General features: G+C 65.3%; 12 protein-coding genes, 1 tRNA gene, 1 other RNA gene and 2 pseudogenes. 6 read left to right on the top strand and 10 right to left on the bottom strand.

The window, feature by feature from the left end; all coding sequences use genetic code 11:
- The first annotated feature begins 1 nt into the window (after window position 1).
- The 3 genes from prmB to IPK20_13130 are packed head-to-tail and all read left to right on the top strand — an operon-like array spanning window position 2 to window position 4,136.
- Window positions 2-919 carry a 50S ribosomal protein L3 N(5)-glutamine methyltransferase gene (gene prmB / locus IPK20_13120; GenBank protein ID MBK8017555.1) on the top strand — a complete coding sequence of 306 codons (918 nt, stop codon included), beginning with the start codon at window positions 2-4 and terminating at the stop codon, window positions 917-919.
- Window positions 916-2,256, top strand: a complete 1,341-nt coding sequence (locus tag IPK20_13125; GenBank protein MBK8017556.1) for a DUF560 domain-containing protein — start codon at window positions 916-918, stop codon at window positions 2,254-2,256. Before prmB ends, IPK20_13125 begins: the two co-directional genes overlap by 4 nt.
- Window positions 2,253-4,136 (top strand): FecR domain-containing protein, encoded by a 1,884-nt coding sequence (locus IPK20_13130; GenBank protein MBK8017557.1) that lies wholly within the window; start codon window positions 2,253-2,255, stop codon window positions 4,134-4,136. The genes IPK20_13125 and IPK20_13130 overlap by 4 nt, the downstream gene beginning before the upstream one ends.
- On the opposite strand, the pseudogene IPK20_13135 reads toward IPK20_13130, so the two are convergent.
- The 7 genes and pseudogenes from IPK20_13135 to IPK20_13165 all read right to left on the bottom strand — a co-directional run bounded on the left by IPK20_13135 (window position 4,099) and on the right by IPK20_13165 (window position 10,207).
- A pseudogene (locus tag IPK20_13135) lies at window positions 4,099-5,223 on the bottom strand (rRNA pseudouridine synthase). The gene IPK20_13130 and the pseudogene IPK20_13135 overlap by 38 nt on opposite strands.
- Complete coding sequence (locus IPK20_13140) at window positions 5,156-5,512, bottom strand: hypothetical protein (GenBank protein ID MBK8017558.1); 357 nt, start codon at window positions 5,510-5,512, stop codon at window positions 5,156-5,158. Before IPK20_13140 ends, IPK20_13135 begins: the two are co-directional and overlap by 68 nt.
- A gap of 165 nt (window positions 5,513-5,677) precedes the next feature.
- Window positions 5,678-6,277 (bottom strand): recombination protein RecR, encoded by a 600-nt coding sequence (gene recR, locus IPK20_13145; GenBank protein ID MBK8017559.1) that lies wholly within the window; start codon window positions 6,275-6,277, stop codon window positions 5,678-5,680.
- Between the two features lie 22 nt (window positions 6,278-6,299).
- Window positions 6,300-6,599: a YbaB/EbfC family nucleoid-associated protein gene (locus IPK20_13150; GenBank protein MBK8017560.1), complete on the bottom strand. Its 300-nt coding sequence runs from the start codon at window positions 6,597-6,599 to the stop codon at window positions 6,300-6,302.
- A 66-nt stretch (window positions 6,600-6,665) separates the two neighbouring features.
- Window positions 6,666-8,393: a DNA polymerase III subunit gamma/tau gene (dnaX, locus tag IPK20_13155; protein ID MBK8017561.1), complete on the bottom strand. Its 1,728-nt coding sequence runs from the start codon at window positions 8,391-8,393 to the stop codon at window positions 6,666-6,668.
- 119 nt (window positions 8,394-8,512) lie between these two features.
- Window positions 8,513-8,609: signal recognition particle sRNA small type (ffs, locus tag IPK20_13160), an RNA gene on the bottom strand.
- A gap of 83 nt (window positions 8,610-8,692) precedes the next feature.
- Window positions 8,693-10,207, bottom strand: a complete 1,515-nt coding sequence (locus tag IPK20_13165) for a fumarate hydratase (protein MBK8017562.1) — start codon at window positions 10,205-10,207, stop codon at window positions 8,693-8,695.
- Between the two features lie 206 nt (window positions 10,208-10,413).
- On the opposite strand from IPK20_13165, the gene acs reads away from it, so the two are divergent.
- From acs to IPK20_13180, 3 genes and pseudogenes are all read left to right on the top strand, one after another.
- The gene (gene acs / locus IPK20_13170; GenBank protein MBK8017563.1) at window positions 10,414-12,393 is read left to right on the top strand and encodes an acetate--CoA ligase; all 1,980 of its coding nucleotides are present in this window, start codon (window positions 10,414-10,416) and stop codon (window positions 12,391-12,393) included.
- 259 nt (window positions 12,394-12,652) lie between these two features.
- Window positions 12,653-12,743: transfer RNA gene (locus IPK20_13175), tRNA-Ser, on the top strand.
- 199 nt (window positions 12,744-12,942) lie between these two features.
- A pseudogene (locus tag IPK20_13180) lies at window positions 12,943-14,236 on the top strand (tyrosine-type recombinase/integrase).
- Window positions 14,237-14,555: 319 nt separating this feature from the next.
- On the opposite strand, the gene IPK20_13185 reads toward IPK20_13180, so the two are convergent.
- The 3 genes from IPK20_13185 to IPK20_13195 all read right to left on the bottom strand — a co-directional run bounded on the left by IPK20_13185 (window position 14,556) and on the right by IPK20_13195 (window position 19,311).
- Entirely contained in the window at window positions 14,556-16,601 is a 2,046-nt protein-coding gene (locus tag IPK20_13185) for a DUF853 family protein (protein MBK8017564.1), read from the bottom strand.
- Entirely contained in the window at window positions 16,598-17,824 is a 1,227-nt protein-coding gene (locus IPK20_13190) for an SIR2 family protein (protein ID MBK8017565.1), read from the bottom strand. Before IPK20_13190 ends, IPK20_13185 begins: the two co-directional genes overlap by 4 nt.
- Before the next feature lie 77 nt (window positions 17,825-17,901).
- Window positions 17,902-19,311: a DUF2130 domain-containing protein gene (locus tag IPK20_13195; protein MBK8017566.1), complete on the bottom strand. Its 1,410-nt coding sequence runs from the start codon at window positions 19,309-19,311 to the stop codon at window positions 17,902-17,904.
- Window positions 19,312-19,416 lie beyond the last annotated feature (105 nt).

Here is a 19,416-nt window from a genome sequence, read left to right on the forward strand (position 1 = left end):
CATGGCGGCGGCCGTCCCGGATTTTCCCTACGACGCCGCCGTCGCCGAGCTGCGTACGATCCGCGACCTGCTGCGCTTCGGCGTCACCCAGCTGCAGTCCCACCAGGTGTTCTTCGGCCACGGATTTCCCGACGCCCGCACCGAAGCCGGCTATCTCATCGCCTGGGCGCTGCACCTGCCGCCCGGCACGCTGGACGATCACCTCGGCGCCAGCCTGCTGCGCGGCGAACGCAAGATGATTCTCGATCTCTTCCGCCGGCGCGTGCTGGAACGCGTGCCTTCTCCCTATCTGACCGGCGAAGCGTGGCTGGGCGAGTTCTCGTTCCGCGTGGACGAGCGCGTGCTGATCCCGCGTTCGTTCATTGCGGACCTGCTCGGCGAAGGGCTCGCCCCCTGGGTCGCCGATCCGGAGCAGGTCACCGACGCGCTGGACATGTGCACCGGCTCGGGTTGCCTGGCGATCCTGCTGGCGCACGCGTTCCCCGCGGCTCGTGTGGAGGGCGTGGACATCTCCCCCAGCGCGCTCGACGTCGCCCGGCACAACGTAGCCGACTACGGGCTGCAGGAAAGAATCGCGTTGCACGCGTCCGACCTGTTCGCCTCGGTCCCGCCCCGTACCTACGACGTCATCGTCTCGAACCCGCCCTACGTGGACCAACCCTCCATGGAAGCCCTGCCTCCCGAGTACCGCAAGGAGCCGTCCCTGGCGCTGGCGGGCGGCAGCGACGGCCTGGATCTCGTGCGCCGTTTGATCGAGGAGGCCCCCGGCAGGCTCAAGCCCGGCGGCGTTCTTGTCGTAGAAATCGGCCATAACCAGGCAGCGCTGGAAGCGGCATTTCCCGACCTCCCCTTCACCTGGCTCGAGACCCACGCCGGCCACGAATTCGTCTTCCTGCTCACGCGCGAACAACTCTCATGAACCCCCTGCGTCCGTCGGGACTCCGGCTCGGGAAGGTGCCGTGGTGCAGCCTCGCCCTGTGGATGCTCTCGACGGCGACGGCGTGGCCGCAGGCGCGTCCCGTCGACGAAGTGAAGGCGCTGGTCCAGCGGGGCATGTTCAAGGACGCCTACGAACGTGGCCGCCGCTATCCGGACCAGCTCGGCGAACCGACCTTCGACTACTTCTACGGTCTGGCCGCGATCGATTCCGGTCATGCCGGTGAGGGCACGCTGGCGCTGGAGCGCTACGTCATCACGTATCCCAACGACCAGGCCGCCCGGCTGGAACTGGCGCGTGGGTATTTCCTCATGCAGGAGGATCAGCGCGCCAGGGAGGAGTTCGACCGCGTGCTCGCGACGAATCCGCCCGAAGGCGTCCGCGCGAACATCCGCAAGTACCTCGATGCGATCCGCGCCCGCGAGTCGCGTTACCGCACCGCCGTCCGCTTTTTCGCCGAAGCCGGCGCGGGCTACGACTCCAACGTGAACGGCGGCGTGAGCAACGGCAACATCTCGCTGCCCTTCGGACAGGTGATCGTGCAGGACAGCGGTGTGAAGGCGGACAACGGTTTTCTTGCCGCAGCCGCGGGCGCGCAGTGGTCCATTCCCGTGGCTCCCGGCTGGTCCGTGTTCTTCGGCGGTTCGGCCGACACCAAGAATCACCTGACGCAGGACGCGTTCGATCTGCGCAGCCTCACGGCCAGCGGCGGAGTCAGCCGCCTGGGCGAGAAGGATCTGCTGCGGCTGACCGCGGCGTTCGGCAGTCTCACGCTCGACAACACCCGCTACCGGGACGTCGGCAGCGTCTCCGGCGAGTGGCACCGGCAGACCTCCCCCACCCGGACATGGAGCGCGCTGGTCCAGTGGGCACAGCTCGGCTATACCGGGAGCAACGAAGCGCGGGATGCCGATATCTTCACCATCGGTGCGGGGGTGCGCCAGGCGCTCGGCGGCGCGTGGAACGTGGTCGCCCAGGGCGGGCTCACCTTCGGCGTGGAAGCCAACCGCCGCAACCGCGACGACCTGGGACGCACCCTGTCCGGCGCACGCCTGGGCCTCACGGCATCCCCGCAGGATCGCGTCACCTTCTTCGCCACCGCCTCGCTGCAGAACAGCGAATATCTCGAAGCCGACGCGTTCCTCGCCCGGCGTCGCAGCGACTGGTACTACGCGCTGGATGCCGGTTCCAGTTACGCCCTGGACAAGCAATGGAGCGTGCGCCTGGAACTGACCGCCGCGCGCAACCGCTCGAACATCGAACTGTACGACTTCAACCGCAACGTGGCCGCCGTCAAGGTGCGCTACGAAACGCCATGAGTCCCCTGGGCCGGACCTTTCTCTTCGCGGCGGCTGCCGCCCTGTGCCTGAGCGCGTTGTCGTCCACCCCGGTCTGGGCCGCTGCCGCGGGCCGCGTGCTGCTCGCCGCCGGTGACACCACGGCGATCCGCGGCGCACGGGTCGTGCGCCTCGTCGCGGGTTCCGAAGTGCAGAGCCAGGACCTGCTGCGTACCGGCAAGGACAGCAATCTGCAGGTGCGCCTCACCGACGAGAGCGTGATCGCCCTCAAGCCGGACTCCGCACTTTCATTGCAGAAGTACGTCTTCGAGGGCCGCACGGACGGTTCAGAAAGCGCCGTGTTCCGCCTGCTGAAGGGCGGTTTCCGGACCGTGACCGGGCTGATCGGCCGCATCAACAAGCCCGCGTACCGGGTCGGCACCGCCGTCGCGACCATCGGCATCCGGGGCACCGCCTATTCGCTCGCGCTTTGCGAAGGCGGCGGATGCCGCCACGACAACGGGGCGCAGGCGGCCGACGGCCTGTACGGCAACGTGACCAACGGGCAGGTGGTCGCCACCAATCAGACCGGAGAATCGGCCTTCCGCGCGGGCGACACGTTCTTTGCCTCCAGTCCCGAATCCCAGTTCCAGCGGCTCCTGTCGCCTCCGGCGTTCCTGGCTGACCGGCTCGAAGGTCAGCGGCGCGGGCCCAACCGGCGCGAAGACTCGGCGAACCGGGAGCAGGAACAGGCGCAAGGCCAAGGCCAGGGACAAGGACAGGGGCAAGGACAGGGGCAAGGACAAGGACAAGGTCAGGGACAAGGACAAGGACAAGGTCAGCAGAACCAGGGTCAGGGCCAGCGCGCCGCCGGCACGGCTGATGGCAGCGCGTCTGCCGCTGCGCCGCGACCCGCGGGGACCTCGGCGGGCGCACCCCCTCCCGCCGGTACCACGAGCGGGGACCCGAGTGCCCCCCCGCCCACCACCGATCCGACCGCCCCCGCGCCGGGCACCATCACGACGCAGCCAGCGCCGCTTCCCACGTCCCCCCTGCCGACGGCGGGCGGGCCGCTCATCGGGCAGCCGCTCGCCACACTGACCGGAACGCTGCCGCCCCTGACCACCGAGAATCTGGCGAGCACGGGTACGCCCGCGCTGCTGCCGCCCGCGGACGGATACGTGTTCGCCTATCCCTATGCCGCCGTCGCGACCGGCTACATCCTGCAGTTCGCAGATACCGGCGGCGTCTACGACAGCGGCAACAATCTGACGGGTTTCCTGTTCGGAACGATGACCGGCGGGGTCATCCTCGCGCAGATCTCGGACCGCGGCCAGATCGCGAGCGGCAACCAGGTGCTCACCTGGGGACGCTGGAACAACGCGACCATCCAGACCCCGCAGGGCGTGATCAACGGTCTTCCGCTGCTGTTCGGCACGGCCAACGGCGTGGGAGGCGGTTCGGGGCAGAGCCTGCCCGTGAGCGGGGTCGTCAACTACTCGATCCACCACGGGCCTGCGCCGGTCGCCTACTACCCCGGTCTGGGCGGCGCGGTCTCCGTGGGAAGCATCCAGAGCGCCGCGCTCACCATCGACTTCACCAATGCGCAGGCCAAGCTGAGCATGGCCATGGCGTTTCCGGAACCTTCGACCAGCGCGATACACACCGTCGCGTTCACCAACATGATCGCCCCCCAGGTCTTCGGCAATCCGCCACCGGCCAACATGGGGGACTTTGTTTCGGGCGCGCAGACGGTGGCCTGCTCGCCTTCGTGCGTCGGCAGTGCGCAGTATCAGGTGGGGCTGACGGGCCCCAACGGCGTGGGTCTGGCGGTGACCGCGGGCGGAGTGTCCGTCACGACGTTCTCCAATCCCAATGGCAACTTCAGCGCCTCCTTCCTGCGGGTCTTCGTGGCGCCCTGACGCGCGAAGGCGGTGGCGGCGCCGGCAGCGGTGCGTCGTCGGCCTCGTCGGCGTCCTCGCCCGCCAGCTTGCGGGCCGACGCCAGCCATTCCAGCACGCTGCGCGTCTGCGCTTCCGTGAGTTCCAGGTGCTGGCCGCGCTTCAGCCGCGGCGGCAGGTTCACGATGCCGAAGCGCACGCGCATGAGGCGGCTCACCGTGAAGCCGAAGTGCTCGAACATCCTGCGCACGAGCCGGTTACGGCCTTCGCGCACGACCACCCGGTACCAGTGGTTGCGCCCCTGCCCGCCCTGGTCTTCCAGCACGTCGAATCGCGCCGTGCCGTCGGTGAGTTCCACGCCGCTCAACAGTTCCTTGCCCTGCTCCTGCGTGAGTTCGCCCATGATCCGCACGGCGTACTCGCGTTCGACCTCGAAGCGCGGATGCGTCATGCGGTTGGCGAGTTCGCCGGAGGTCGTGAAGATGAGCAGGCCGCAGGTGTTGAAATCCAGCCGGCCGATGGCGAGCCACTTGCCGCTGCGGATGACCGGCAGGCGGTCGAACACGCTGGCGCGCTTGTCCGGGTCGTCGCGCGACACGATCTCGCCTTCCGGCTTGTGATAGATGATCACGCGCGGCAGGCGCGGCGACAGCTTGAAGCGCAGCTGCCGCCGTCCGACCTTGACCAGATCGTCCGGGTTCACCCTCATGCCCAGTGTTGCGGGCAGGCCGTTCACCAGCACCTTGCCGGTGGAGATCAGCTCTTCCATCTCGCGCCGCGAACCCAGGCCCGCCTGAGCGAGCACCTTCTGCAGCTTCTGCGACTGACCATCGGTCGAAGCCGGCGGGGGCGGCGGCGGTACGTGTCTGGAGACCGACGGGCTGCGCCGGGACACCGGCACCACCGGCACTTCGGGAATCGGCGCGCGATCGCGCGTGTCGGGCCCACCATGCAATCCGGGCTTGCGGCCCTCGCCGCCATTGCGGACAGCGGGTTTGCGCCCCGGAACCGCGGGTCCGCGAGTGGCGGATCCTCGCCCCTCACCGCTGCCACGAGCGCCGGGACCACTGCGCCCTTCGCTCTCTCGCTTCGAGCCCCCGGGCCTCCTCGTCCCTGGCTGCCGGCACGAGGGGCTGGCCCGCTGCGGCCTTCCCCCGCCCCGCGAACACCCGGGCCGCCACGTTCTGCACTGCCTGCCCGGCCGCCCGTGCCGCTGCTGCGGCCTTCGCCGCCGGCCCGAGCACCCGGTCCGCCGCGGCCCTCGCCCGTGCCACGCGGCCCCGTAGCGCGATCTTCCCCGCCGCCGCGCGCACCGGGGCTGCGCGACTGCGAACCACTTCGTGCACCGGCGCCGCGTCCTTCCGTTTCGCCTCGTGGACCGGGCTTGCGGTCCTCATCCCGATGCACCGGCCGGGCGTTCCTGTCGCTGGCAGTGCGGCGGTTGGGCACCGGCTTGTCTTCGCGCCGGGTGCCGGGACGTGGCGGCGGCTTGGTGCCCGTGCCCGTGCCCGCCCCGCTGCGGGACGACGGCTTGTTCGAGGACCTGCGACGCTGCTCCGCCATCAACCCACCTGCCTTCTTTCAATGAACGCCTGTGCGAGCGTGCCGCTGTCGACGAACTCCAGTTCGCCGCCCACCGGCAGCCCGCGCGCAATGCGCGACACCCGCAAGCCGCGCGCGCGCAGCGACTCGCTCACGTAATGCGCCGTGGCTTCGCCTTCGGCCGTGAAGTTCGTCGCGAGAATCACTTCCTGCACCACCCCGTTCACCGCCCGTTTCATGAGCCTGTCCAGATGCAGTTCGCGCGGCCCGATGCCGTCGAGCGGCGAGAGCCGGCCGAGCAGCACGTAATAGAGCCCCGAGTACGTCTGCGTCTGTTCCATGCGCAACTGGTCCGCCGGCGTTTCCACCACGCACAGCAGCGTCGCGTCACGGCGCGGCGAGGCGCATACCTCGCAAAGCGTCTGTTCCGTGAACGTGTTGCACTGCTCGCAGTGGCGCACCTGCTGCACGGCCGTTTCCAGCGCATGGGCCAGGCGCAGCGCGCCGTCCCGCTCGTGCTCCAGCAGCTGATACGCGATGCGCTGGGCCGACTTGGGCCCCACGCCCGGCAGCACGCGCAGGGCGTCGATCAACCCCTGCAGCGTGGACGGCGTCTTCATGAATGGGCGAGCCGCGCGTTCGTCAGAACGGCAGCTTCATTCCCGCGGGCAGACCCATGGCGCCCGTGAGAGCACCCATCTTTTCCTGCGTGGTGGCTTCCGCGCGGCGCACGGCGTCGTTCATGGCCGCGGCCACGAGGTCTTCCAGCATCTCCTTGTCGTCCCCCATCAGGCTCTGGTCGATGGACACGCGCTTGACGTCGTGACGGCAGGTCATGGTGATCTTCACCAGCCCGGCGCCCGCCTGGCCCTCCACCTCGATGGTGGCGAGCTCTTCCTGCGCCTTCTTCATGTTTTCCTGCATCTGCTGCGCCTGGCGCATGAGGCCCGGCGAGTTGTCCCTTGTTGATCATCCGTCTCTCCCGAGAGGTTGCGTGATTGGAGGGGGTCAGACGGGCCGCACGGACCCGTCGACCAGGCGCGCGTCGAAGTTCTCGACGAGATCGCGCACGAAAGGATCGGCGTCGATGGCTTCCACCGCGCCGCGCTGCCGGGCTTCCTGGTCCTTCGCCACGCGGACGGCCAGCGTGCCATCGCCGTCATCCGGCTCGCCCAGCACGAATTCCACGCGCACACCGGGAAAGCGCTCCTGCAGCACGGTGGCGAACTTGTCGCGGTAACCCTGTTCCAGCAGATGCTTGTGCTCGGCGGGGACCGCAAGCTGCAACCGGGCGCCTTCGCGAGACTTCAGCGCGCAGTGCTGCGCGAGCATGCGGGCCATGCCACCAAGCTTGAGCGCGTTGACGACGCCCGGCCAGGAATCGCGATCGAGGTGGTCGAGGTCCGGCGCCGAACCTCCGGCAGGCGCCGCACCGCTGTTGGGGGTGGCGCCGGTGCCGCTGCCCCGCGCAGGTTCGGTCGGTGCGGACCGCGGCGCAGGTTCCAGCGTCGCCGCGGGTGCGGATGCGGACCGGGAAGAAGCCTGCGGCGCAGGCGCCTGCGCCACGGCCGGGCGCGCCGGCGCCGCCGTGGAAACCGGCGGTCTTGCCGGTCTCGGGGCCGATTGCGGCGTGGCGGCTGCCACAGCATCGCCCGAATCGGGCCGGAACGCCAGCATGCGCAGCAGCGTCATGGTGAAACCGGCGTATTCGTCGGGCGCGAGCGAGATGTCCGCGCGACCGCGCAGGGCGATCTGGTAGTGGAGCTGCACGTCCTCGGGGCTCAGCGCACCCGCCAGCGCGAACAGCCGCTCGCGCTCCGGTTCGTCGTCCGGGATCGCCTCCGGCAGCACCTGGGCCATCGCCACGCGATGCAGGAGGCTCGCAAGATCCTGCAGTGCCGTCTCGAACGACAGGCCGCGGGCGTCCATCGCGTCGGCCTGGTTCATGAGCCCGGCGCCGTCGTTCCGCGCCACCAGTTCCAGCACCGTGAAGAGATAGCTCGAATCCACGATGCCCAGCATGTCCCGCACGCCGGCTTCTTCCACCTTGCCCGCGCCGTGCACGATGGCCTGGTCCAGCAGGCTCAGGCTGTCGCGCATGCTGCCGTGCGCGGCCCGCGCGATGAGCGCCAGCGCGCCGCCCTCGGCCTCCACGTTCTCCAGCCCCAGGACTTTCTCGAGCTGGCCGCGGATCTGCTGCGGCGTCATCTGCTTCAGCCCGAACTGCAGACAGCGCGACAGCACCGTGACGGGGATCTTCTGCGGGTCGGTGGTCGCCAGCACGAATTTGACGTGCGCGGGCGGTTCCTCGAGCGTCTTCAGCATGGCGTTGAAGGCGGACTTCGAGAGCATGTGGACTTCGTCGATGATGTAGACCTTGAACCGTCCGGCCGTGGGGGCGTACAGCGCGTTCTCCAGCAGCTCGCGCATGTTGTCCACCTGGGTGTTCGACGCGGCGTCCAGTTCCAGGAGGTCCACGTACCGCCCGCCGTCGATGGCCTTGCAGGTCTCGCACACGCCGCAGGGCGTGGCGGTGATGCCGGTTTCGCAGTTGAGCGACTTGGCGATGATCCGAGCGATGGTGGTCTTGCCCACCCCCCGCGTGCCCGTCAGCAGGTAGGCGTGGTGCAGCCGGTTCTGCTCCAGCGCATGCGCCAGTGCCCGGATGACGTGCTCCTGCCCGACCACCTCGGCAAAGGTGCGCGGTCGGTATTTGCGGGCCAGGGCGAGCGTCATGGATCGAGTGTCAAGGCGTTGGCCGGAGGTCGGGCTCCGGACCGGGAATGCGGGCGGGCATGCCCGGCCGGTTCCTTCAGAAGACGGCGCCCGCTCCCGCGGACGCCGCCTCGACATGGGGTGGCGAGCCTAACCCCGGCACTTGCAGAGAATCGTTATGGCTGCTTCCTTCCGGACCTGACCAGGTTCACGACCATGCAATGCGGGAGGCCCGCCGTTGATCATCAAGCCACACCGACCGCCCGGACGCAACCTTTTTCGGATCGCGGCCGGCTGCCGGGGCAGCCGGAAAGCTGTCGTTATGCAGTCACCACCGGAATCTTGCCGATGCGCGCCTGCCACTCCTTCGGACCCGTCTGGTGCACCGAAGTGCCCTTGGAATCCACCGCCACCGTCACCGGCATGTCCACCACGTCGAATTCGTAGATGGCTTCCATGCCGAGGTCGGCGAACGCCAAGGTCCGGGCGCCCTTGATGGCCTTGGACACCAGGTATGCCGCGCCGCCCACGGCCATGAGGTACACCGCCTTGTTGTCGCGGATAGCGTCGATGGCCGTCGGCCCCCGCTCGCCCTTGCCGACCATGCCCAGCAGGCCGGTCTTCTCGAGCATGGTCCGGGTGAACTTGTCCATGCGGGTGGCGGTCGTCGGACCGGCCGGCCCCACCACTTCGTCCCGCACGGGGTCCACCGGGCCCACGTAATAGATGAAGCGGTTGGTGAAGTCCACGGGCAGCTTCTCGCCCTTGGCCAGCATGTCGACCATGCGCTTGTGCGCGGCGTCGCGCCCGGTGAGCAGCTTGCCGTTCAACAGCAGGACATCGCCGGGCTGCCAGCTCGCGACTTCCTCGCGCGTGACCGTGTCCAGGTTCACCCGCTTGCCCTTGCTCGAGTCGTACGTGAGCCGGGGCCAATCGTCCAGCGAGGGCGGTTCGAGCCTGGCCGGGCCGGAGCCATCCAGCACGAAATGCACGTGCCGCGTGGCCGCGCAGTTGGGGATCAACGCGATCGGCAGGCTCGCGGCGTGCGTGGGGTAATCCTTGATCTTGACGTCCAGCACGGTCGTCAGGCCGCCCAGGCCCTGGGCGCCGATGCCCAGCGCGTTGACCTTCTCGTACAGCTCGATGCGCAACTCTTCCACCCGGGATTTGGGTCCGCGGGCAATGAGCTCCGGCATGTCGATGGGTTCCATCAGCGATTCCTTGGCCATGAGCATCGCCTTCTCGGCGGTGCCGCCGATGCCCAGGCCCAGGATGCCGGGGGGGCACCAGCCCGCGCCCATGGTCGGGACGGTCTTCATGACCCAGTCCACGATGGAATCGGACGGGTTCAGCATCACGAACTTCGACTTGTTCTCGGAACCGCCGCCCTTGGCGGCGACTTCCACCTCGACGGTGTCGCCCGGCACGAGCGACACGTGGATGACCGCCGGGGTGTTGTCCTTGGTGTTCTTGCGCGCCCCCGCGGGGTCCATGAGCACCGACGCCCGCAGCGTGTTGTCCGGGTGGGTGTAGGCTCGCCGCACGCCTTCGTTCACCATGTCTTCCAGGCTCATCGTGGCGTTCCAGCGGACGTTCATGCCCACCTTGAGGAACACGTTGACGATCCCCGTGTCCTGGCACATGGGCCGGTGACCCTCCGCGCACATGCGCGAGTTGATCAGGATCTGCGCCATGGCGTCCTTGGCCGCCGGCGACTGCTCCATCTCGTAGGCGCGAGTGAGGCCGCGGATGTAATCGGTGGGGTGGTAGTAGGAGATGAACTGGAGGGCGTCTGCGACGCTCTCGATCAGGTCGTCCTGGGCGATGGTGGCCATGTGGGAACTCAAGCGCGGGGGCGTCGCGGAAAAGCCCTGGAGTATACGCCACGCCCCCCTCTCCCGGCCATGCCGCGGCCATGTCCTGCGGAAGCTTCGGACAGCCCTGGAAACACTGGCAATCCCGGGCCTCCCGCCCCCTATAATTCGGGGCCGCGGCTGAGGGAGGTCAGCGCGCACGTCGTCAAACCAACTCGGAGACAGGCATGTCCACGATCGAATCCGTACTCCACGAAAACCGCGTCTTCGAGCCGCCCCAGAGCTTCGTGAGCCAGGCGAACATCAAGGGGATGGAGGAATACCAGAAGCTCTGCGCCGAGGCCGAGGCCGACTACGCCGGATTCTGGGCCCGCCTCGCCCGCGAGAATCTCCTCTGGGAAAAGCCCTTCACCCAGGCTCTGGACGAATCCAACGCGCCGTTCTTCAAGTGGTTCCAGGACGGCCGGATGAACGTGTCCCACAACTGCCTCGACCGGCACCTGGACACCCAGCCCAACAAGGTCGCCATCGTCTTCGAGGCCGACGACGGGTCGGTCACCAAGATCACCTACAAGCAGCTCTACCACCGTGTGTGCGAGTTCGCCAACGGGCTGAAGCGCCTGGGCATCCGCAAGGCCGACCGCGTGCTGGTCTACATGCCGATGTCTATCGAGGCCGTCATCGCCATGCAGGCCTGCGCCCGCATCGGCGCCACGCACTCCGTCGTTTTCGGCGGCTTCTCCGCCAAGAGCCTGCAGGAACGCATCCAGGACGCCGGCGCGGTGGCCGTGATCACCGCCGACGGCCAGTACCGTGGCGGCAAGGAGATCCCCCTCAAGCCGGCCGTGGACGAAGCCTTCGCCATGGGCGGCTGCGACGTCGTCAAGCACGTGGTGATCTACAAGCGCACCGGCAGCGACGTCCACTTCCACGCCCCGCGCGACGTGTGGTGGAACGACGTGACCCACAACCAGCCGGACGTCTGCGAGCCGGAGTGGGTGGAAGCCGAGCACCCGCTGTTCATCCTGTACACGTCCGGCTCCACCGGCAAACCCAAGGGCGTGCAGCACTCCAGCGCCGGCTACCTGCTGCAGGCCATGCTCACCATGAAGTGGACGTTCGATCTCAAGCCGGACGACATCTTCTGGTGCACGGCCGACGTGGGCTGGGTGACGGGCCACACCTACATCGCCTACGGCCCGCTGGCCTGCGGCGGCACCGAGATCGTCTTCGAAGGCGTGCCCACTTACCCCGACGCCGGCCGCTTCTGGAAGATGATCCAGGAGCACAAGGTCAGCATCTTCTACACCGCGCCGACCGCCATCCGCTCCCTCATCAAGGCCTCCGAAGCCAACCCGGCCGCGCACCCCGCGCGCTACGACCTCACCAGCCTGCGCCTGCTCGGCTCCGTGGGCGAGCCGATCAATCCGGAAGCCTGGATGTGGTACCACAACAACGTGGGCGGCGGCCGCTGCCCGATCATGGACACCTGGTGGCAGACCGAGACCGGCGGTCACATGATCACCCCGCTGCCGGGGGTGACCCCGCTCAAGCCGGGCTCCTGCACCCTGCCTTTCCCCGGGATCATCGCGGCCATCGTCGACGAGACGGGCCAGGACGTGGAAAAGGGCAAGGGTGGCATCCTCGTCATCAAGAAACCCTGGCCTTCCATGATCCGCACCATCTGGGGCGACCCCGATCGCTTCAAGAAGAGCTACTACCCCGAGGATTTCAAGGGCAAGTACTACCTGGCCGGCGATGGCGCCAACCGCGACATGGACGGCTACTTCTGGATCATGGGCCGCATCGACGACGTGCTGAACGTCTCCGGCCACCGCCTGGGCACCATGGAGATCGAGTCCGCACTCGTCGCCAACCCCCTGGTCGCCGAGGCCGCCGTGGTGGGCCGCCCCCACGACATCAAGGGCGAGGCCGTGGTCGCCTTCGTGGTGCTTAAGGGCACCCGCCCCGAAGGCCACGCCGCCCAGGAGATCGCCAACACCCTGCGCAACTGGGTGGGCCAGGAGATCGGCCCCATCGCCAAACCGGACGAGATCCGCTTCGGCGACAACCTGCCCAAGACCCGCTCCGGCAAGATCATGCGTCGCCTGCTGCGGTCCCTGGCCAAGGGCGAAGAGATCACCCAGGACGTCTCGACCCTGGAAAACCCGGCGATCCTGCAGCAGCTTAAGCAGGCGGTGAAGTAAATGGGGGATGGGGCACACAGGAGTCGCCCCCCTGGCAAGAAGCAATGGGCCCCTTCAAACGAAGGGTCCCTTCTCCTTCAAGTCCGGGGCCCCCAGGAAGTCGCAGACTTCCTGGGGTGGAACAGAAGGACAGGATGAGGATGGGTTGAGACCCTTCCTTTCCCCACCCAACTTAGCTATCCTTCGCGCCCTTCGGCAGGCCAACCACCCGGCCCGCCCACCTCTGCCTTCCCGGGCCGAGGTTCAAGAGCAAGACAGCGGAGAGGTGGATGAGCGGTTTAAGTCGCACGCCTGGAAAGCGTGTGTAGGTTAAGAGCCTACCGCGGGTTCGAATCCCGCCCTCTCCGCCAGTGATTTGTCTAAGAGCGTCCCAAAACGTCTCCCCAAAGACACCTGAAAGCCCCGGTTCACCTAGTGTTCGCGGGCTTTATTGTTTCCGGACGTCCCAGAACGGTTTTTGCCAGCCCAGGATTCTTGGGGGAATCTTTGGGGGTCCGCACCCCACTGTCTGTGGGTATTTCACCTTCGGGGTAAGGTTGGGAGCACAAAGTGGCGCTGACCAACACCGTAGTCCTGAAGACAAAACCCGGCGCATCCCCCATCAAGATGGCCGACGGGCGACGCTCGTTACTGTTTCACACCCGCAGGTTCCAAGCTCTGGCGTTGGAAGTATCGGTTTCTGGGCAAAGAGAAACTGATGGCGATCGGCGCTTACCCAGACGTTTCGCTCGCCCAGGCCAGGGACAAGGTGGACGAAGCCCGCAAGGAGCTCGCAACGGGCTCCGACCCGATGGCTGCCCGCAAGTTCGAGAAGATCGCCCGCCGTGTGGCTGTCGAAGACACCTTTGCGGCCGTGGCCAAGAAGTGGTGGGAAAGTTGGAGCGCCGCGCGCAGCGACAGTCACACGGTCTATGTGTGGTGCCGCCTGGAGGCAGATGTTTTCCCGGCAATTGGCTTGCGCCATGTCGCAGAAATCGAGGTTCCCGAGCTGGTTGCCATGATGAAGACCATCGAAAAACGCGTTGCCCTCGACATCGGCAAACGCTCGTTGCAGACCTGCTCCCAGATCTTTCGATATACCATCGCCCACGGCTTGGCGAAACGCAACCCGGCCGTCGAGATTCGTCCGAGCGATGCTCTGGCATCGCGCAAAAAGGAGAACTACGCCAGATTGGATGGCAAAGAGCTGCCCGAACTGCTGCGCAAGATGGAGGCCTATAGCGGCAGCACCGTCACCCGGGTGACCATCAAGCTCATGGCGATGACGTTTGTCCGCACCAGCGAACTGATCGGCGCATGCTGCGAAGACTTTGACCTCGACGGTGGGCGCTGGGACATACCGGCCTCACGAATGAAGATGAAGACGCCGCATGTGGTGCCGCTGTCCACCCAGGCAGTGACCCTGCTTCGAAGCCTGCATACCTTGATCGGGCACAGCCCCTGCGCTTCCCGGGTGAGCGCGACCATCAGAAGTCCATGAGCAACAACACCATATTGGGCACCCTGGATCGCATGGGCTACGCAGGACGTAGACCGGCCACGGTTGCCGGGGCATTGCCTCCACCTTGCTGCACGAACAGGGCTGGCCACACGAGCACATCGAATTGCATCTAGCGCACCAGGAACGCAACCAGGTCAGCGCTTCGTACAACCACGAGATGCACCTGCTGTGCAACCACGCACCCGGGCGATGCAGGATTGGAGCGACTACCTCAATGCATGCGTGGCCGGCGATGTGATCCCCATCAGGGGAGAGAGAAACTGGAAGAACCCATGCGGAATATGCAGGACAGCTCGGCATACCATCAACCTCCAGAATTCACAGACCGCTCTGCAGCGATAGCCGTCGCCGGCGCTCGAAGCGCAGCCGGCCAGTCAAATACAGAGAGCTGTCACTGGCGCCTAGACCGGGCCACCTGCCGAAGGTCTGGATCCGGCCGAGGGGCTGTCGATAGCGTCTTGCGCATGTCAGACGGCGACCTGGACAACCGCTTTCCGGCGGTGCGGATCAAGGCTGCCCTAAAGCAAAGGCCTGACGAGCGGCGTCAGAAGGTACCGGACGGCTCAAGCGACCGCCAGGGCCATCGATTGCAGCCGACGATAGTGGAAGGTGCTTACGCACAGGCCACCCTACGTCTCGGAAGTCTTGGTGCTTGCGTGGGTCAAACTCGCGAGCATGGGTATGCGGGTTTGATGTAGGTGTTTATAAATTGCCCCTTTGATCCAGCCGCCATCAGCTGCTCGTATATCGCGTCAGGCACGTTGTAGTACTGATAGACCCCATTCTTGAACTCGACTTCAAGGGTGCTGGTCGTTGGCTCATATCCGATCGAAACAACATTCGATGAGACCACCAGTTCACGTTCCATTGCTTCAATCTCCTGTTGGGGTAGCTTCGTGCAGATGACTCGCAGCGTGGTCCAGATCGGGCTCTGGGCCCGCCAAGACGCGGCGAGCCGACCGTAGTCTTCTGGGAGTCGGTCTACCATCCATCGCTTGGCGACGGCGGGGTCCTCGCTGTTGGGGCGGTGCTCCTCGCGCGGTAGCGTGATGCGGCAGCGAATAGGCAGGCGAGCCGCCTCGCCGGTGATGACGGCTTCACCGACGCGCAGGACGGGCAAGCTGTCAATCACACCAGCCAAGTTGTCAGGTAGGGATGCCTGTACCTTCGTCCGGTCGGCTGAGTTGGACAGGCGCAGAGCAATGAACGTACCGCATTGAGAGAGGATGGTGTCATCGACTTCCGATGGGCGCTGGCTGACGACCATTGCTCCGATGCCGAACTTGCGACCTTCCTTAACGATCCGCTGCACCATATCGCGGGCAGGCCCGTCGGCGTCCTTTGATAGGTATCGGTGCGCTTCTTCCATGACCACCAGCAGCGGCCGAGCGATCCCACCTTCGCTCTTGTCTCGTCCCCAGAAGAGACCCTCGTAAATGATCCTCAGGATCGCGCCGATGAGTCGAGCCACGACCGGGCTAGGGATGCCGGACAGGTCGAGGATTGTGATGGGCTTGCTATGCCCAAGCCAAGCCTCGAGAAGCTCTGGCAGCCCCTTCAGCGATTGGCTGTTGAGGTCCGGATCCCAGTCGCCGGGGTGAAGCAGAAAGTCGTATTGCCGATCGAGCAGGCGGGACCGCATTTGGTCCAGCTGTCGGCGTATGCCCAAGACTCCGACCTGGTTGATGAAGGGGGCGGCGGAGCCGGCCCCGTGAGGGCGGTACTTGGGTGCTTTGAGCGTTTCTGGGTCGCCGACCTCATCCAGCGCCGGTTGCGTCTTCTGCTGGTCCAGCCAAGTCCTGATTTCGGGATCTAGGAGCTCGGACCACAGCTTTTTCAAGCTGTAAGGACTCGGGCTGTCGGCGGTCATGGAATTGACGTCTAGACCCAGAACCGGCTGAGCGCTCACCGCCTTGACCTTGTAGTCCATGATCCTGTCGAGGATCTGCGTGAGCTGTTTGTCGTCTAGCTTGCCCATTAGGAAAGCCAGCAACTCAGCCGGGTCAAGTGCCCAGAACGGGATATGCAGCGGCAGTTCACCAGCGCCGGCGTTGGGATTGATCCTGAAGACTGTCGATACCGACTCCAGCGCCCGTCCATACTCCCCGTGGATGTCGAGCAGAAGGATGCGCGCGCTCGGAAACCCCGGTGCGGCTTCCGCATCGCCACCCAATGCGATCGACCGCAAGAGGCTGGATACCGTGGTTGACTTGCCCGCGCCGGTCGAGCCGAGCACTGCACTATGGCGAGTCACGAGCTTGTCGAGGTCGATCCGTACCGGTATTCCTTCAGCGCTTGCCAATCGACCAATCAGCACTTGACCGCCGTCCTGGGTACCGTAGATCACCGCCAGGTCTTCTTCGGTGACTAGGTGAACCTCGTCACGGACGTTCGGGTACTGGCTAATGCCTCGCTCAAAGGAGGTGCCAACGATCTCGCCGACCAGTTGGATGGTCATCCATCGATCGCTCACTTCGGGCTGGCCTTGTGGCGATGTCGGCGCCGCATTTGCGCCAACTTCGGCAACGATCCCGTACAGGTCGTGATATCCCTGCGGTATCCGAACGAAGCTGCCGACTTGACCGATGCGGTAGCTCTTGCCGCCGATGATGGCGATGCCTGATGCGACATTTGGCGAAAGGCGGACGCTGATCGCCGCGCCGGTAACGGCACCGACGTGGCCCAGCAAGGTCGGCTTGTTGTTCATGCGACTGGCGGCTGCGGGGCGTCTGCAGGGGCTGCCGGCGCAGCGCCAGGGTCGCTCGGAGGAGGCGGGGGCTGGTGCTGCTGGCTGGCTCGTGATGATGCGAAAAAGCGCGCCAAGCGGTCAAAGCGACCTAGCTCAAATCGCTTTACATTCGTCACCGGATCGGTGCCCCAGTAGGTGGCGCGGATGGCACCCCAGTCGCGGGTGGGTAGGTCGCCGGGAACCCACGGGGCGGCAATTCCATTGATCACAGCCTTGTCTGGGCAATACAAGCTCATGTTGGCTCGCCTGGCCGCGATCTCAGCCGCATAAGGCTCCTGATCGAGAGGCTTGAACTGAAAGGCAAACACGCTCGCCGACGGGTTGGCGGCCAAACACTCATCAATTCGAGCGGAGATGTGCGCGTCAGCGAAAGAAAAGCCGGTCGCAATCAGCAGGGTATCTGGAGTCATGAGGAAGGCCCGGAGCCTGTCGAACAGGGCGGCGTAGGGGGCCTTCTGCGTCTGGTCATATTTCAGGTGCTCTGGGAACACCAGGTGCGTAGTGTTGGTTTTGCCCGAGCGTACGACTTCTTCCCGCGCGTTTGCCGACCAGCCGAGAGACCCGTGCAGCTTCCACAGCCGGGTCCAACGAGCTGGGAGGTCATTTCCAGCTACCGTCGAAGGATCAAAAAACGGCTCGCTCGATCCGCTAAAGCCATCGAAAAAGGGCACACGCAGCCGCTCGAAGGCCTGCTCGAAGAGCAGGTCGTAGTTCGTGGTGTAGACCTCCACTGCGTGTTCACGTGGCGTGCCGCTGATCCAGGACACGAACTCCGTGTACGGTGACGGGCCATCGTGCAGCGGTTTGTTGACGATCTGCCCGATCTGGTCGCAAATCGACTCGCTCAGCTTCTTGAACCCGGCGCCGTCCAGGCCGTGAATTTCCATCTTGCCCAGCACCGACCCGAGAGTGCGAACACGCGAGAGGATCGTCTCGATGTTTGGGTTATCGAGTTCGGCGACCACTGCAGCCAAAGGCGTTTCATAGTCCTTCTTCAGGGCGTCCATGACCATTGTGGTCAGCCCGGCAACTGCTGGGATGAGGGGGGCTGTGCTGCCTGGCGGGAAGATCCCCGCTGGCGCGCCTGCACCGATCAACAGACCGATCCGCTTTCGACCCTGCGCGATGACTTGGCGCAGGCTGACCATGTACTGGTCCGGGTTGTGCACGCTAACCGACATCAAATGTCCTCCGCTTGCCCGCCGCTGCGATGGAGGCAGGTCATGCTCGATTCTACGCAGTCAGCTAGCTTGGGCGTTCACTCCTCAGTCGAGAGGCCGTGACTCTTGAGTTCTGCGAACTTGGCAGCCATGGTCGGGTTGCCCTTAGTCAGCTTCTTGATGGTCACGTCCTGGGCTTTGTCATTCGCCAATCGTAGGTTGCGATCAGCTCCCAGCAGGGCGTCTTTGGTTTTCTGCAGATGGTCGATGGACTTGTCGATCTCCGCAATCGCCTTTTGGAAGTGTCCCGTGGCCAGATCGTAGTTGCGTGCGAAGGCGCTCTTGAAGGTCTCCAGCTGGCTCTCGAAGTTGGTGATGTCGATGTTCTGGGCCTTCACCAGGGCCAGTTCCGTCTTGTACTTGACGGCGTTCATCGCAGCGTTGCGCAGCAGCGTGATGATGGGAATGAAAAACTGCGGCCGCACCACGTACATCTTCGGATGCCGGTGAAACACGTCGACGATGCCCGTGTTGTAGAGCTCGCTGTCGGGTTCCAGAAGGGAGACCAGCACCGCGTACTCGCAGCCCTTCTCCGTTCGGTCCTTGTCCAGCTCTTTAAAGAAGTCCTCATTGCGCTTCTTGGTGGCCGTCGCATCGCTCTCGTTCTTCATCTCGAACATGATCGACACGATTTCTGTGCCCGACTCATCAGCGTCGCGGAAGATGTAGTCACCCTTGCTGCCAGTGCTGGCGTCGTTGTCCTTCTCAAAGTAGGCGCGCGGGAAGGCGGTTGCGCGAATGCGATTGAACTCGGTCTCGCAGTGCTGCTCCAGCGTTTCGCCCACCATCTTGGTGGACAGACGCACCTTCATGTCGCGCAGGCGTTCAATGGTGTCGTCTCGGTCCTTGATCTGAACCTCGTAACGCTCTTTGAGTGACTGCTCGCCCAGATGCTTTTCCAGGCGAGCCTGAGCAAGACTGGCTTGCAGTTCGTCGCGCTGTTTCTCGACGGTGCCGAGTGCCTCGGTGATCGCTAGCTTCTGCGACAGTTCCACCTCAGCCAGCCGGGCTTTCAGTCCCTGGATTTCACTGTCTTTGCTGGCGGTGGTTTTCTGCAACTCGGCCATGCGTTGCGCCTCGGCCAGTTGTCGGACCGTCTGGGTCTCCTGCCGGGCTCTGTCCAGTTCGCTGGCCAGGGAATCTCTCTGCTTCTCGGCATCGTTGAGGGCCTGTGTCACGGCCAGCTGGCGGGCCACCTCCCCTGCCTCCAAGTGGGCCTTGAGCCGCTGGATTTCTGCTTCCCTCTCGGCACCCCGCTTCTGCAACTCCGCCGTCAGCTGGGCACGGGCGAGTTCCACTGCGCTCTGTTTGTCACGCTCGGCCAATTCCAGCCGTTCGTGTAGTTGATGCTCGAAATCGCTGTCGCGCACCTGTTTGAGGATGTGGGCATAGCCGGCCTCATCAATCTTGAAAGCCTTACCACAATGTGGGCAGATTATTTCGTTCATGGGTTTCACTCCCTGAGTCAATAGGGTAGCAAACACGCAGAATCCCGGGGCCACATGAGCTCCACCCGCAAATGCGGTAACCGCATACTTGAACGGCTATCGGCC

The sequence above is a fragment of the Betaproteobacteria bacterium genome (assembly GCA_016713305.1).
Lineage (GTDB): Bacteria > Pseudomonadota > Gammaproteobacteria > Burkholderiales.

Coding starts and splice junctions, on each gene's coding strand:
- IPK20_13140 (MBK8017558.1), bottom strand. CDS start 5,512: ATGAGGACCGCAAGCCCGGTCCACGAGGCGAAACGGAAGGACGCGGCG.
- IPK20_13150 (MBK8017560.1), bottom strand. CDS start 6,599: ATGCGCCAGGCGCAGCAGATGCAGGAAAACATGAAGAAGGCGCAGGAA.
- dnaX (MBK8017561.1), bottom strand. CDS start 8,393: ATGACGCTCGCCCTGGCCCGCAAATACCGACCGCGCACCTTTGCCGAG.
- acs (MBK8017563.1), top strand. CDS start 10,414: ATGTCCACGATCGAATCCGTACTCCACGAAAACCGCGTCTTCGAGCCG.
- IPK20_13195 (MBK8017566.1), bottom strand. CDS start 19,311: ATGAACGAAATAATCTGCCCACATTGTGGTAAGGCTTTCAAGATTGAT.
- recR (MBK8017559.1), bottom strand. CDS start 6,277: ATGAAGACGCCGTCCACGCTGCAGGGGTTGATCGACGCCCTGCGCGTG.
- IPK20_13185 (MBK8017564.1), bottom strand. CDS start 16,601: ATGAACAACAAGCCGACCTTGCTGGGCCACGTCGGTGCCGTTACCGGC.
- IPK20_13190 (MBK8017565.1), bottom strand. CDS start 17,824: ATGTCGGTTAGCGTGCACAACCCGGACCAGTACATGGTCAGCCTGCGC.
- IPK20_13165 (MBK8017562.1), bottom strand. CDS start 10,207: ATGGCCACCATCGCCCAGGACGACCTGATCGAGAGCGTCGCAGACGCC.
- IPK20_13130 (MBK8017557.1), top strand. CDS start 2,253: ATGAGTCCCCTGGGCCGGACCTTTCTCTTCGCGGCGGCTGCCGCCCTG.
- prmB (MBK8017555.1), top strand. CDS start 2: ATGGCGGCGGCCGTCCCGGATTTTCCCTACGACGCCGCCGTCGCCGAG.
- IPK20_13125 (MBK8017556.1), top strand. CDS start 916: ATGAACCCCCTGCGTCCGTCGGGACTCCGGCTCGGGAAGGTGCCGTGG.